Here is a 15,115-nt window from a genome sequence, read left to right as displayed (position 1 = left end):
TCAATGACGTACTTAGCTGTCCGTTGTTCCATTTGTTGTTATGCGACTACGACCCTCAGGGGCGACGCTGTCGTGCGCTGTGCTCTTCGTAGGCACGGCTGAATTCACGCCCGAACAAGTCCTGGAAATCTTCCTGGGCCTCACGGGAAATATTGCTGTAGAGCTCGGTGAACTGTTGCCAGTACTGGGCCTGGCGCGAACCGTTGAAAAGGCTCGACAGGCCGCCGGGCTTGCCCATGCGCTCTTCCAGCTGCGCTGGCTCAAAGCGTGTCAGCAGGTGTTTGATCGCGGCTTCGACACCGGCCATCACCGCCAACTGGTGGGCGCGCAAGTCATCAAAACTGTCGCGCACTGCCAGGTCTGGCGCCATAAACGCCTGGTTGCCGTGGCGCAGCAGCAGCAATAACGCTTCATCAGCATTGGGGGCGAATTTCAACGGATTGTTTTCCACCGGCTGAATCATCGTCTGCTGCATGCGGAACTCGCCCTTGAGGCTGCTGCGAGCACGCAACACATCGATCAGGCCTTCGACCATCAGCCGGTAACTGCGGCCGATGCTTTCCATCTGGGCTTCGGCTTGGGCCTTGTCCAGACGCAACTGGTCCAGGCCGGCGCCGCGCAGGAAGGCTTGTAGAAGGTCGGGCTGGTTAACGTCCACCACCGGGAGCGGAGCCTCGACCACAGGCGGCTCAGCAATCGGCGCCGGTGGTTCAGGGATCGCCACCGGCGTTGGGACGCTGATCATTGGCGCAGGCGTATCACCGAACAAGTCCCAGTCTTCGGGAATCACCGAACCCGATAAAACGGGCGCAGGAGGCTCAACTACCAGTGGTAGCTGCGGCGTTGGCGGGCGAAAGTCGTGTTGCTCGGCCGGCACATGGTCGGGCTGGGTAGGCGGCGGTACGGCAGTTGGCGTGAGGAAGTCAAACAGATCAGGCAGGGTGTCCATCGACGACGCGCCCTGAAAGTGCGGCGCGATCACAGGGGTTGGCATCGGAGTATTCACGACGGCGCCCTGACGCCCCATCAGGGCCTCAAAACTGTTGGACGAATCCCCGGCAAAAGGATGGTTATCGGTGACCTGCAGATTGAAATCGATGCGCGCCTGGATTTCATAATCACCGATACGGATCAGTTCACCGTCCTGTAGCGGCTCGCTGTTGCCACGGCGCAGCCGAATACCGGCCTTGACCAACTCCACACCATTAGTGCTGTTATCGGTTAAATAATAACGGCCATCTTTGTACTGAATAACACAATGTTGCGAGGAAACCAGGCGCTCTGGATCAGGCAATATCCAGTCATTTTCCGAACTGCGCCCAATAGCCATCACACCCTGATCCATAGACTTCTCAGGGCACTGGCCAGGGGTAATCTTGTGATAACTAGTGATAGTCAAACACAGCGACATCTTGCCTCCTTGCTGATACTTCGCACGCGGTTGACCCAAGGGAAAATGGCTCCCGAGAAATCGCCGACAACTCGTGCAAACATCCTTTAAAAGCCGTTTTTCCAGCGTAATTGCTGATCTTACCTGGCTCTTGTGACAAAAATCCTCTAACGGTACTGGCTTCGACTCGGCGGTCGCGCAGCTTGTTAAGCACCGCACATCTGTCACACGGGGCGAATAGCTTACCTTGACAAGGCCTAACTACTACACCAAAAATGCACAACTTCTTGAATGCCAGTGATGGCACTTTGAAATCAAATAGACTTCAAAGCGCGTATATGACCAAGAAAACATGCAAAGTTCCTCGCGCAACTAACGCATGAATCGCCCGAGACTAACGGGCGGATAGGGAGATCAAATTTAGTGGATGTGCCTTTACTGCTCACCGCCGTTTCCACGACTTCGCCCTGTGGCGAAGACCTGGAATATGATGCGGATTATCTGCATCTGGAACGTGCCGCCCAGGGTCAACCTGAGCGCAGCATGGGCGACTCGATCCTGCCCGCCGAACCTCCGCAATGGCGCGGCGTCCAGCAACAAAGCCTGGACCTTCTGCAACGCAGCAAAGACCTGCGCATCACTCATTTTCTGCTGCAAAGTTCCCTCGCCCTGCAAGGCGTTGCCGGACTGGCTACGGTCCTGACGCTGATCAGCGAACTGCTCAAGCAGTACTGGGCCGACCTGCATCCACGCCTGGATGCCGATGACGACAACGACCCCACCGTACGTATCAACGCCCTCGCCGGCCTGACCTCGGACGCGACCATCCGCCTGCTGCGCGAAAGCATCCTGACCCGCTCGCGGACCTTCGGCCCCGTCAGCCTGCGCGCCGCCGCCAACGCCAGCGGCCTGCAAGGTTTCCCAGGGGAAACCCTGGGCGCCGAACAACTGGCCGGGGCATTCCTCGACAGCGATGCCAAGCAGTTGGACGCCACCCGCGCCGCCCTCAACGAAGCCCGCGCGGCCTGCGAAGCCATCGAACAACAGGTCAGCGACCAGGTCGGCTCCGCCCAAGGCGTGGACCTCGGGCCCTTGAAGCAACCGCTCAAGCAGGCCTTGCAGATCCTCAGTCAATTCGCCCCACACAGCGGCGAGCCCGAGGTTGTCAGTGAAGATAGCGCCCCCTCGGTTGAATACGCCGTAGCCCCCGCAGCACCGCGTAACAACGGCGACATCGCCAACCGCGATGAAGTGCTGCGCAGCCTGGACCGAATCCTCGCGTACTACACCCGCCACGAGCCTTCCAGCCCGCTGCCGGTGCTGTTGAACCGGGCAAAGAACCTGGTGCACGCCGACTTCGCGGCCATCGTGCGCAATCTGATTCCCGACGGCATGTCCCAATTTGAAAACCTGCGCGGACCGGACGGCGAATAAGCGTCTGGACCTCGCAGTTACAACACCGTCGCTCAAGCGACCAGGAGCAGCAACGTGGCGAAGCAAAGTTCTCAGAAATTCATCGCGCGCAACCGCGCGCCTCGGGTGCAGATCGAGTACGACGTCGAGCTCTACGGCGCCGAGAAAAAGGTCCAGCTGCCCTTCGTCATGGGCGTCATGGCCGATCTCGCCGGCAAGCCGGCCGAGCCTCTGGCGCCGGTGGCCGACCGCAAGTTCCTTGAAGTGGACGTCGACAACTTCGACTCCCGCCTCAAGGCCATGCAGCCACGCGTGGCCTTCCACGTGCCCAATGAGCTGACAGGCGAAGGCAACCTGAGCCTGGATATCACCTTTGAAAGCATGGACGACTTCAGCCCCGCCGCCGTGGCGCGAAAGGTCGACTCGCTGAACAAGCTGCTCGAAGCGCGGACCCAACTGGCCAACCTGCTGACCTACATGGACGGCAAGACCGGCGCCGAAGAAATCATCATGAAGGCCATCAAGGACCCGGCACTGCTGCAGGCGCTCGCTAGTGCACCAAAGCCCAGCGCCCCAAAGCCAGCCGAGCCCCAGGCTTAATCAGGACGAATGATCATGACCGATACAGCCCGTGAAGGCGCGCACAACCTGGGCGCCACCGAAGAAACCAGCGAGTTCGCCTCGCTGTTGCTGCAAGAATTCAAACCCAAGACCGAACGTGCCCGCGAAGCGGTAGAAACCGCCGTGCGCACCCTGGCCGAACAGGCGTTGGCGCAGACCGACCTGGTGTCCAACGACGCCATCAAATCGATCGAATCGATCATCGCCGCCATCGACGCCAAGCTCACCGCCCAGGTCAACCAGATCATCCACCACCCAGACTTCCAGCAGTTGGAAAGTGCCTGGCGTGGCCTGCACTACCTGGTCAACAACACCGAGAGCGACGAGCAGCTGAAGATTCGCGTGCTCAACATCTCCAAGACCGACCTGCACAAGACCCTGAAGAAATTCAAGGGCACCGCGTGGGACCAGAGCCCGATCTTCAAGAAGATGTACGAAGAAGAATACGGCCAGTTCGGCGGCGAACCTTACGGTTGCCTGGTGGGCGATTACTACTTCGACCAGTCGCCTCCGGACGTTGAACTGCTGGGCGAGCTGTCGAAAGTCTGCGCCGCCATGCACGCGCCGTTCATTGCTGCGGCCTCGCCGACCGTGATGGGCATGGGCTCGTGGCAAGAACTGTCGAACCCGCGCGACCTGACCAAGATCTTCACCACGCCGGAATACGCCGGCTGGCGTTCCCTGCGTGAATCGGAAGACTCACGCTACATCGGCCTGACCATGCCGCGCTTCCTGGCGCGCCTGCCATACGGCGCCAAGACCGACCCGGTGGAAGCCTTCGCCTTCGAAGAAAACACCGACGGCGCCGACAGCTCCAAGTACACCTGGGCCAACGCCGCGTATGCGATGGCGGTGAACATCAACCGTTCGTTCAAACACTTCGGCTGGTGCTCGCGCATCCGTGGCGTGGAGTCCGGCGGTGAAGTGGAAAACCTGCCTGCCCACACCTTCCCGACTGATGACGGTGGCGTGGACATGAAGTGCCCAACCGAAATCGCCATCAGCGACCGCCGCGAAGCGGAACTGGCGAAGAACGGTTTCATGCCGCTGCTGCACAAGAAAAATACCGACTTCGCCGCGTTCATCGGCGCCCAGTCGTTGCAGAAACCGGCCGAATACGACGACCCGGACGCCACTGCCAACGCCAACCTGGCCGCACGCCTGCCGTACCTGTTCGCCACCTGCCGTTTCGCCCACTACTTGAAGTGCATCGTGCGCGACAAGATCGGTTCCTTCAAAGAGAAGGACGAGATGCAGCGCTGGTTGCAGGACTGGATCCTCAACTACGTCGACGGTGACCCGGCGCACTCCACCGAAACCACCAAGGCCCAGCATCCGTTGGCGGCTGCCGAAGTGATCGTGGAAGACGTCGAAGGCAACCCGGGGTACTACAACTCCAAGTTCTACCTGCGCCCGCACTATCAGCTCGAAGGGCTGACGGTGTCGCTGCGCCTGGTATCGAAACTGCCTTCGGCGAAAGGCGCGTAAAAAATCGGGACTGGCTCGCTCCCTGTAGGAGCGAGCTTGCTCGCGAAAAACTTGAAGGCACTGCGTTCATCCAGGATGCCAGCGTCATCGTTGACGACCTTCGCGAGCAAGCTCGCTCCTACAGGGGTCGGCGGCGTTAACAAATTCTGTGGCTAAGACCACACAGGGAGAAAACATGGCTGTTGATATTTTCATCAAGATCGGCGACATCAAGGGCGAGTCCATGGACAAGGCCCACAAGGACGAAATCGACGTCCTGAACTGGAGCTGGGGCATGTCCCAGTCCGGCAACATGCACGTCGGCGGTGGCGGCGGCGCGGGTAAGGTGAACATCCAGGACCTGTCGCTGACCAAGTACGTCGACAAGGCCTCGCCAAACCTGATGATGCTGTGCTCCAGCGGCAAGCACATCGACAAGGTTCGCTTGACCGTGCGCAAGGCCGGCGGCGAAAGCCAGGTCGAGTACTTCATCATCGACCTGGAAGAAGTGCTCATTACTTCCCTGAGCACCGGCGGCTCGGGCAGCGATGATCGCCTGACTGAAAACGTCACGCTGAACTTCGCTCAGGTACTGGTCGAGTACCAGCCACAGAAAGCCGACGGCAGCAAGGACGGCGGCGCGATCAAGTACGGCTGGAATATTCGTTCCAACACCAAGCGCTGATAAAACACCCCCCCGACGTCATGCGCCGGGGGTTTGGTGCTTGCTCGAACTCGACCTCTCCCCCTTCGGTATTTGAGTCATGGCCAAACCTTCGTTTATTAATTTGTGGAACAGCTATCCGCCCTATTCTCCTGTAGATCCTCCTGCCTGTGATGGCCCCTGGATCAACCAGTGCGCGATCCGTGTCAGCATTGCCCTGTGTGGCGAACGAACACTTGCGGTCAATTCATCGACCTACTCGGAACCCCGCTGCGCGCATGGTCATGCGCGAGGTGCAGAGTCATTAGCCAACTGGCTGTGGAAAAGAACACAAATCGGCCCTCCAAAGATCTACACCAACAGCGTGGAGGACCGTACGAAACTGATGAGCAAAAAAGGCATTATCTTTTTCAAAGACTGCTACGAGCAAAGCAGTGACACCGCTGGAAGACCGACCGGCGACCATATCGACTTATGGAACCGCGGTCAGACCCGCAGTGGTGATCTCTTTTTCAGGTCCAAAGCCATCTGGTTCTGGGAGCTCTTATGATTCGCAAATTGTTGCTTGCCACATTATTGGCAACAAGCCTGAGCGCATGCGCCGGAGAGAAAACAAGAACCTCTGCGAGCCCGCTAACGCTAACCGAGGCAGTTTTTGTGGGTCAGCCCCTGAGCCTGATAAACGACCAAGGTCAGTGCACGCTCGTCAAACCCGATCAAACCCATATGACACTTGATATGGAATGGCCTTGCCAATTCAGCCTGAACAGGGCTCAACAGTTGCGCGTCGAGATGTTTCGCGAAGTGCCGGTTTTTATGGTTGAACGCAGCGAGCACTTACCAGCACCCAGTAGGGATTGTCTGACCACTCTCCAGGCAGTGCGCCAGATCAAAGGTGCTCTGGAAGCATCCGAGGCTAACCGCATTGCCTCGTGTGGTCCTGGGCAATGGGATCAAAAAATGTATGTGGCTTTCTTTTCGTGGTAACCGAAATCGCCTCCCGCGACCGCCTGCAACCGTCTCTCCTCGACCGGTTGACCGACGACGACCCGAGCAACCCCAAGGAAAGCGCCGACAAACGCGTGCTGTCCCTGACCCAGCTGAAAACCTCGGTGCTGCGGGACCTGACGTGGCTGCTTAACACCACCTCGTTGCTCAACGCAGATGCCACGCTGCACACCCCAGCAGGTACTTCAGTGATCAATTACGGGCTGCCGGCATTGGCGGGCAACAGTGTGTCCAGCGTCGACATCAGCGCCCTGGAAGCCTTGATTTACCAGGCCATCGCCACCTTTGAACCGCGCATCCTGCGCAACACTTTGCGGGTGAAAGCGCGCATCGGCCACGGTGAGATGAACCACAACGCCCTGAGTTTCGAGATCGAAGGCGACCTGTGGGCACAGCCGGTGCCATTGCGCTTGTTGCTGCAAACTGACCTGGACCTGGAGTCCGGTCATGTACGCGTGGTCAATGCCGACCAGCGGAGACGTTCATGAACCCGCGCCTGCTGGAGCTGTACAACCAGGAACTGCACCACGTTCGCGAGAGCGCTGCGGAGTTCGCCAAGGAATACCCGAAGATCGCCAGTCGGCTGACCCTGTCCGGCATGGACTGCGCCGACCCGTACGTCGAACGTTTGCTGGAAGGCTTTGCCTACCTCACCGCCCGAGTGCAGCTTAAGCTCGACGCCGAGTACCCGACCTTCACCAATAATTTGCTGGAGATCGCCTACCCGCACTACCTGGCACCGACGCCGTCGATGACCGTGGTGCAATTGCAGGCTGATCCCGATGAAGGTTCCCTGACCAACGGTTTTCCTCTGCCGCGGGACACGGTCCTGCGCGCCACCCTTGGCCGCGAAACCCAGACCTGTTGCGAGTACCGCACCGCTCACCCTGTGACGCTGTGGCCGTTGCTGGTCAGCCAGGCCGAGTACTTCGGCAACCCATCCGCCGTACTCGGGCGCCTGGCCGCCAGTGAACCCAAGGCCAAGGCCGGCTTGCGCCTGACCCTGCGCACCGGTGCCGAGTTGCCGTTCAGCAGCCTGGCTTTGGACAACTTGCCGCTGTACCTCAGCGGTGCCGACGAGCAACCATTCCGCCTGTACGAACAACTGCTGGGCAACGCCTGCGCGGTGTTCGCCCGCCAGCCTGGCGGTGATTGGGTCGAACGCCTGCCGCAAGACGCGCTGCGCTCCCGTGGCTTTGACGACGCCGATGCAGCCATGCCGGTGGTGCCGCGTGCTTTCCAGGGCTATCGGCTGCTGCAGGAATACTTCGCCCTGCCCCACCGTTTCCTGTTCGTCGAATTCGCCGAACTGAGCCGTGCGGTAAAACGCTGCGACGGCCAGGAGCTGGAACTGATCGTACTGTTCGACCGTCACGATCCGAGCCTGGAAGGCAGTGTCGGCGCCGCACAGTTCGTGCCGTTCTGCACCCCGGCGATCAATCTGTTCCCCAAGCGGGTAGACCGCATTCACTTGTCCGAGCGCGTCAACGAACACCATGTGATCGCCGATCGCACTCGGCCGATGGATTTCGAGATTCATTCCCTGAGCGGTATCGCGGGCCACGGTACCGGGCCGGAGCAACCGTTCTTGCCGTTCTACGCGGTACGCGATCCGTCGCGTTACGGTCGGGATCAGGCCTATTACACGGTGCGCCGAGAGCCGCGCGTGCTGTCCAGCGACCAGCGTCGCAACGGGCCGCGCTCCACCTATGTGGGCAGCGAAACCTTCGTCAGCCTGGTGGACAGCCAGCAAGCGCCGTACCGCCACGACCTGCGCCAATTGGGCGTAACAGCCCTGTGTACCAACCGCGATTTGCCGCTGTTCATGAGCGTTGGCAACGGCAAGACCGACTTCACCCTGGCCGACAGCGCCCCGGTGCTGGCGGTTCGCTGCGTCGCAGGCCCCAGCCGCCCGCGCGCCAGCCATGCCCATGATGCCAAGGCATGGCGTCTGATCAGCCAGTTGTCGCTCAACTACCTGTCCCTGAGCGAAGAAGGCCAGGGCGCCGCCGCACTGCGGGAATTGCTACGCCTGTACGGCGATAACAACGACGCCGCCCTGCAATTGCAGATCGAAGGCTTGCGCAAGGTCAGCAGCAAAGCGGTGACCCGCCGCCTGCCGATGCCAGGGCCCATCGTATTTGGTCGTGGGTTGGAAATTACTCTGGATTTTGATGAAAACGCGTTCCGCGGTACCGGCGTGTTTCTGCTCGGTGCCGTGTTCGAACGCTTCCTGGCGCGTTACGTGTCGATCAACAGTTTTACCGAGACGGTGATCCGTACCACCGAACGCGGCGAGATCATGCGATGGAAAGCCAAGCCCGGACGCCGTCCGACCCTGTGAGTACTCTGGACGCGATGCACCAGGAGCCCTGGGAATATGACTTCTTCCAGGCGCTGCGCCGTATCGAGTGCGAATCGCCGGATTTGCCGCGCCTGGGCCATTCCCTGCGACTGGCAGATGACCCGTTGCGCCTTGGCCAGCAGGCTGATTGCACCTTTGCCCCGGCCACGCTGGCCTCGGTCGATCCCGGCGGAGACGGCAAGCCTGCGCGGCTGGAGCAGTTCTTCTTCGGCCTCGGCGGCCCCAATGGCCCGCTGCCGCTACACATCACCGAATACGTGCGCGAACGCCAGCGCAACAATGCCGACAGCACCAGCAAACGCTTTCTCGATGTGTTCCACCACCGTCTGCTGACTCTGTTTTACCGGGCCTGGGCCGAGGCGCGGCCGACGGTCAGCCATGATCGGCCGGATGATGATTACTGGTCCGCACGCCTGGCCGCCTTGAGCGGTCGCGGCATGCCAAGCCTGCTCAAACAAGGCCTGATTCCTGACACGGCGAAGCTGCATTACAGCGGCCACCTGTCGGCGCAGACCCGCTACCCGGACGGTTTGAAGGCGATTCTTGGCGAGTATTTTGGCCTGCCGGTGGAGATCGAAGAGTACATCGGCCAATGGCTGGAACTGCCGGAACGCAGCCGCGTCAGTGTTAGCGCCAACCAGTTGGGCGTGGACTTTTGCCTGGGCAGCCATGTCTGGGACCGCCAGCACAAGTTCCGCATCCGCTTGGGGCCGCTCAAGCTCGACGACTACATGGGCATGCTGCCCGGCAGCCAGCCGTTCAACGAACTGGTGGCCTGGGTCGCCGAGTACCTGGGCCATGAGCTGGACTGGGACCTGAACCTGATTCTTCAACAACCGCAAGTTCCGGCGTTGCAACTCAATGGCCAATTCCGTTTGGGCTTCAACACCTGGCTCGGCCAACCCGAGCACGACGCCAACGACCTAATCCTGGCCCGGCATTACGCCGAACACGCCAACACCTCAAGGAATCCAGAGCATGGGTGAAATCAGTCGCGCCGCACTGTTCGGCAAACTCAACAGCGTGGCCTACAAGGCCATCGAAGCCGCCACCGTGTTCTGCAAATTGCGGGGCAATCCGTATGTGGAACTGGCCCACTGGTTCCACCAGTTGCTGCAACTACAAGACTCGGACCTGCACCGCATCATCCGTCAGTTCAACGTAGAGCCAGCGCGCCTGGCCCGTGACCTGACCGAGGCCCTGGACCGCCTGCCCCGTGGCTCAACGTCGATCACCGATTTGTCGTCCCACGTCGAAGAAGCCGTGGAACGTGGCTGGGTCTACGGCAGCTTGATGTTCGGCGAAAGCCAGGTGCGCACCGGTTACCTGGTGCTGGGCATTCTCAAGACACCAAGCCTGCGCCATGCACTGCTGGGTTTGTCCTCGGAGTTCGACAAGATCAAGGCCGAAGCCCTGAGCGAGCGCTTTGACGAATACGTCGGCGACTCGCCGGAAAACGCCCTCAGCGCCAGCGACGGTTTCAACGCCGGCGCCGTGCCCGGCGAAGCCAGTGGTGCGATGGCCCCGAGCGCCATGGGCAAACAGGAAGCCCTCAAGCGTTTCACCGTCGACCTGACCGAACAGGCCCGTAGCGGCAAGCTCGACCCTATCGCTGGGCGTGACGAAGAGATCCGCCAATTGGTGGACATCCTCATGCGTCGCCGGCAGAACAACCCGATGCTCACCGGTGAAGCCGGCGTGGGCAAGACCGCCGTGGTCGAAGGCTTCGCCCTGCGCATCGCCGCCGGTGACGTACCGCCGGCCCTGAAAGACGTGGAACTGCGCAGCCTCGATGTCGGCCTGTTGCAAGCGGGGGCGAGCATGAAAGGCGAGTTCGAACAGCGCCTGCGCCAGGTCATCGAAGACGTTCAGGCCTCACCCAAACCGATCATCCTGTTTATCGACGAAGCCCACACTCTGGTAGGTGCCGGAGGCGCTGCCGGTACTGGCGATGCAGCCAACCTGCTCAAACCCGCCTTGGCCCGCGGCACCCTGCGTACCGTGGCGGCCACCACCTGGGCCGAGTACAAGAAGCACATCGAGAAAGACCCGGCCCTGACCCGCCGCTTCCAGGTGGTGCAAGTGGCCGAGCCGTCGGAAGACAAAGCGCTGCTGATGATGCGAGGCGTGGCCTCGACCATGGAAAAACACCATCAGGTGCAGATCCTCGACGAAGCGCTGGAAGCTTCAGTCAAGCTGTCCCACCGCTACATTCCTGCGCGCCAGTTGCCAGACAAATCCGTGAGTCTGCTGGACACCGCTTGTGCCCGCGTCGCCATCAGCCTGCACGCGGTACCGGCGGAAGTGGACGACAGCCGTCGCCGTATCGAAGCCCTGGAAACCGAGCTGCAAATCATCGCCCGCGAGCATGCGATTGGCATCGCCATCGGCGCGCGCCAGACCAACAGCGAAGCCTTGCTGAGCGCCGAGCGCGAACGCCTCGCCACCCTGGAAAGCCGCTGGGCCGAAGAGAAAACCCTGGTGGACGAACTGCTCGCCACCCGCGCTACCTTGCGGGAAAAGGCCGGCGTGGTGGACAGCGATGTCGACAGCGACGACAGCCACGCCCTGCGGGAAAAACTGGTGGACCTGCAACAGCGCCTGAGCGCCCTGCAAGGTGAGACGCCGTTGATCCTGCCAACCGTGGATTACCAGGCAGTGGCCTCGGTGGTCGCCGACTGGACTGGCATTCCGGTGGGCCGCATGGCCCGCAACGAGCTGGAAATCGTGCTCAACCTCGACCAGCACCTGAAAAAACGCATCATCGGCCAGGACCACGCCTTGCAGATGATCGCCAAGCGCATCCAGACCTCCCGTGCCGGCCTCGACAACCCGAGCAAGCCGATTGGCGTGTTCATGCTCGCCGGCACCTCTGGCGTGGGCAAGACCGAAACCGCCCTGGCCCTGGCCGAAGCCATGTACGGCGGCGAACAGAATGTCATCACCATCAACATGAGCGAGTTCCAGGAAGCCCACACGGTATCGACCCTCAAGGGCGCACCACCGGGCTACATCGGTTATGGCGAAGGCGGTGTGCTGACCGAAGCCGTACGGCGCAAGCCTTACAGCGTAGTGCTGCTGGACGAGGTGGAAAAAGCCCACCCGGACGTGCACGAGATTTTCTTCCAGGTATTCGACAAGGGCGTGATGGAAGACGGCGAAGGACGGGTGATCGACTTCAAGAACACCTTGATCCTGCTCACCACCAACGCCGGTACCGAGCTGATTTCCCGGGTCTGCAAGGACCCGGCAAACATCCCTGAACCCGAAGAGATCGCCAAGGCCCTGCGCCAGCCGCTGCTGGAGATTTTCCCCCCGGCCTTGCTCGGACGCCTGGTGACCATTCCGTACTACCCGCTGAGCGATGAGATGCTCAAGGCGATCACCCGCCTGCAACTCAACCGCATCAAGAAGCGTGTGGAGAACACCCACAAAGTGGCCTTTGACTACGACGACGAGGTGATCGACTTGATCGTCTCCCGCTGCACCGAAACCGAAAGCGGCGGGCGGATGATCGACACCATCCTCACCAACAGCCTGCTGCCGGACATGAGTCGCGAGTTCCTCACCCGCATGCTGGAAGGCAAGGCGTTGGCGGGGGTGCGGATCAGCGCGCGGGATAATGAATTGCACTACGACTTCAGCGACGCGGCCTAAACGCCGCAGTACCTGTAGGAGCCGAGCTTGCTCGCGAAGAACTCGAACACGCCTCGCTGATTCAGAATGCCAGCGTCATCGTTAACGACCATCGCGAGCAAGCTCGGCTCCTACAATGAAACGGGTTAGCCAATGTTATTCAACCAAGCCTCACGCCTGGCCAAGGTCACCAGCCCCCTGGGGCCGGATGTGCTGTTGCTCAATGAAATGGGTGGCGGCGAAGAGCTGGGGCGGCTGTTCAACTTCGAGTTGCAGCTGACCTCCCTGGACTCGGCCATCGACCTCAACCAGTTGCTGGGCAAGCCTATGTGCCTGAGCCTGCAACTGGCGGACGGTGGCGAGCGCTATTTTCACGGCCTCGTCGCCCGCTGCAGCCAGAACATCGACCAGGGCCAGTTCGCCAGTTACCAGGTGACGCTGCGCCCATGGCTGTGGATGCTGAGTCGCACCTCCGACTGCCGGATTTTCCAGAACCTGAGCATCCCGCAGATCATCAAGCAGGTGTTCCGCGACCTGGGTTTTTCCGACTTCGAAGACGCCCTGAGCCGCCCGTACCGCGAGTGGGAATACTGCGTGCAGTACCGCGAGACGAGCTTTGATTTCGTCAGCCGGTTGATGGAGCAGGAAGGGATCTACTACTTCTTCCGCCATGAGCAGGACCGCCATGTGCTGGTGCTGGCCGATGCCTACGGCGCCCATACCGGCGTGGTCGGTTACGGCTCGGTGCCCTACTACCCCAAGGACGAGCAGCAGCGCGAGCGCGACCATATGCACAACTGGCACCTGGCCCAGCAAGTGCAACCCGGTTCCCTTGAACTCAACGACTATGACTTCCAGCGCCCCAGCGCCAGCATCGACGTGCGTTCGGCCATGCCGCGCCCACACGCCGCTGGCGACTACCCGCTGTACGACTATCCCGGCACCTATGTGCAAAGCGCCGACGGCGAACACTACGCCCGCACCCGAATCGAGGCGCTGCAAACCCTGCACGAACAAGTAGAGTTCAGCGGCAACGCCCGAGGCCTGGGCTCGGGCAACCTGTTCAGCCTCACTGGCTTCAGCCGCCAGGACCAGAACCGCGAATACCTGATCGTCGGCGCCCGCTACTTCATTACCCAGGAAAGCCTGGAGAGCGGTGGCAGCGCGGCCTCGGCGCAGTTCGAAAGCAGCATGACCTGCATCGACGCACAGCAGAGCTTCCGCCCCCTGGCCAACACTCACCGGCCCATCGTCAAAGGCCCGCAAACGGCGCTGGTGGTGGGCCCCAAGGGGGAGGAAATCTGGACCGACCAGTACGGGCGCGTGAAGGTGCATTTCCATTGGGACCGGCATGATCAGTCCAATGAAAACAGCTCGTGCTGGATTCGTGTGTCGCAATCCTGGGCAGGTAAAAACTGGGGCTCGATGCAGATTCCACGGATTGGCCAGGAGGTAATTGTCAGCTTCCTGGAAGGCGATCCGGACCGGCCAATCGTCACCGGGAGGGTATATAACGCCGAGCAGACCGTGCCTTACGACTTGCCGGAAAATGCCACCCAAAGCGGGATGAAAAGCCGCTCCAGCAAAGGCGGCACGCCAGCCAACTTCAATGAAATCCGCATGGAGGACAAGAAGGGGTTGGAGCAGTTGTACATCCATGCCGAGCGTAATCAGGACATTGTGGTTGAGGTGGATGAAAGCCACTCCGTCGGGCATGACCGAAACAAGAGCATCGGCCATAACGAGACGGTGACCATCGGTAATAACCGCACGCGCATCGTCAAGCAGGAGGATGTCCTCTTGGTGGGCCAGCGCAAGACCGACAGCATCAGCCAGAGCTACGTCATCGAAGTGGGTGAGAACCTGCGCCTGGTCTGCGGCGAAAGCATCCTGGAGCTCAATGCCAGCGGGCAGATCAACCTCACCGGCGTGCAAATCAGCTTCTACGCCAGCGGCGATGCCCAGTTCAACACTGGCGGTGTGCTGCACCTGAACAACGGCCTGGGCCCCGGTGCCGAACCCGAAGGCCAAGGTTGCAAAAAGAGCATCGACGCCAACGTGAAAGCCGCGTTCCCACCGCCTAAAAGCTCCTGACGAGATCTGTTTTCCATGACGTACCGAATCAACGAATTCCAGTTCCAACTGCCGGCCGGCGAGCTGCAGGACGCGACGATCAACATCCTCAAGTTCCCGGAGTTGGGCACGTCGCTGATCGTCAGCCGCAGCTTCCTTGCCGAGGGTGAAATCTTGCAGAGCAACTTCGACGACCAGCTCAAACGCCTGGAAAAACAGGTGCAGGATCTGCGCTACCAACCGGGTGTTGCCGTGCGTTTGGGCACGGCCCAGGAAGTGGAAGGTATCGAGTTGCGCAGCCAGTTCAACAAGGGCAACGACAAGGTATTCCAGTACCAGTTGGCGCTGGTGTTGCCCGGCACGCGCAAGATGCTTGCCTTGAGTTATGTGAAGGCGGACAAGCTTGGGGATGCCGAGGCGGCGCACTGGGCGACGATTAAAAACTCGTTGTCGTTCGACGCTATTTCTTGATGAGCCG

At 60.6% G+C, this 15,115-nt stretch carries 13 protein-coding genes; 12 read left to right on the top strand and 1 reads right to left on the bottom strand.

What is annotated here, in order from left to right:
- Positions 1-55: 55 nt before the first annotated feature.
- Entirely contained in the window at positions 56-1,411 is a 1,356-nt protein-coding gene (gene tagH / locus ACZRKZ_RS14245) for a type VI secretion system-associated FHA domain protein TagH (protein ID WP_463981888.1), read from the bottom strand.
- 402 nt (positions 1,412-1,813) lie between these two features.
- On the opposite strand from tagH, the gene tssA reads away from it, so the two are divergent.
- The 12 genes from tssA to ACZRKZ_RS14185 all read left to right on the top strand — a co-directional run bounded on the left by tssA (position 1,814) and on the right by ACZRKZ_RS14185 (position 15,108).
- Positions 1,814-2,824 (top strand): type VI secretion system protein TssA, encoded by a 1,011-nt coding sequence (gene tssA, locus ACZRKZ_RS14240; RefSeq protein WP_463967601.1) that lies wholly within the window; start codon positions 1,814-1,816, stop codon positions 2,822-2,824.
- A gap of 54 nt (positions 2,825-2,878) precedes the next feature.
- Positions 2,879-3,403: a type VI secretion system contractile sheath small subunit gene (gene tssB, locus ACZRKZ_RS14235; RefSeq protein WP_133100738.1), complete on the top strand. Its 525-nt coding sequence runs from the start codon at positions 2,879-2,881 to the stop codon at positions 3,401-3,403.
- 15 nt (positions 3,404-3,418) lie between these two features.
- The gene (gene tssC, locus ACZRKZ_RS14230; RefSeq protein WP_463967600.1) at positions 3,419-4,912 is read left to right on the top strand and encodes a type VI secretion system contractile sheath large subunit; all 1,494 of its coding nucleotides are present in this window, start codon (positions 3,419-3,421) and stop codon (positions 4,910-4,912) included.
- A gap of 175 nt (positions 4,913-5,087) precedes the next feature.
- Positions 5,088-5,576, top strand: coding sequence for an Hcp family type VI secretion system effector (locus ACZRKZ_RS14225; protein WP_463967599.1), 489 nt, complete (start codon positions 5,088-5,090; stop codon positions 5,574-5,576).
- A gap of 79 nt (positions 5,577-5,655) precedes the next feature.
- Positions 5,656-6,105, top strand: coding sequence for a type VI secretion system amidase effector protein Tae4 (locus tag ACZRKZ_RS14220; RefSeq protein ID WP_463967598.1), 450 nt, complete (start codon positions 5,656-5,658; stop codon positions 6,103-6,105).
- Entirely contained in the window at positions 6,102-6,542 is a 441-nt protein-coding gene (locus tag ACZRKZ_RS14215) for a hypothetical protein (protein ID WP_463981887.1), read from the top strand. The genes ACZRKZ_RS14220 and ACZRKZ_RS14215 overlap by 4 nt, the downstream gene beginning before the upstream one ends.
- On the top strand, positions 6,536-7,051 hold the full coding sequence (tssE, locus tag ACZRKZ_RS14210) for a type VI secretion system baseplate subunit TssE (protein WP_463981886.1): 516 nt from the start codon (positions 6,536-6,538) through the stop codon (positions 7,049-7,051). The genes ACZRKZ_RS14215 and tssE overlap by 7 nt, the downstream gene beginning before the upstream one ends.
- Complete coding sequence (tssF, locus tag ACZRKZ_RS14205) at positions 7,048-8,907, top strand: type VI secretion system baseplate subunit TssF (protein ID WP_463967595.1); 1,860 nt, start codon at positions 7,048-7,050, stop codon at positions 8,905-8,907. Before tssE ends, tssF begins: the two co-directional genes overlap by 4 nt.
- A complete protein-coding gene (tssG, locus tag ACZRKZ_RS14200) occupies positions 8,871-9,914 on the top strand; it encodes a type VI secretion system baseplate subunit TssG (RefSeq protein WP_463967594.1) in 1,044 nt (347 codons plus the stop codon). Before tssF ends, tssG begins: the two co-directional genes overlap by 37 nt.
- Positions 9,907-12,585 (top strand): type VI secretion system ATPase TssH, encoded by a 2,679-nt coding sequence (gene tssH / locus ACZRKZ_RS14195; RefSeq protein ID WP_463981885.1) that lies wholly within the window; start codon positions 9,907-9,909, stop codon positions 12,583-12,585. The genes tssG and tssH overlap by 8 nt, the downstream gene beginning before the upstream one ends.
- Before the next feature lie 132 nt (positions 12,586-12,717).
- The gene (locus tag ACZRKZ_RS14190; protein WP_463967592.1) at positions 12,718-14,658 is read left to right on the top strand and encodes a type VI secretion system Vgr family protein; all 1,941 of its coding nucleotides are present in this window, start codon (positions 12,718-12,720) and stop codon (positions 14,656-14,658) included.
- 15 nt (positions 14,659-14,673) lie between these two features.
- Entirely contained in the window at positions 14,674-15,108 is a 435-nt protein-coding gene (locus tag ACZRKZ_RS14185) for a DcrB-related protein (RefSeq protein WP_463981884.1), read from the top strand.
- Positions 15,109-15,115: the final 7 nt, after the last annotated feature.

This window comes from Pseudomonas sp. c313 (assembly GCF_055407145.1).
This window is presented reverse-complemented; position numbering and strand designations above follow the sequence as displayed.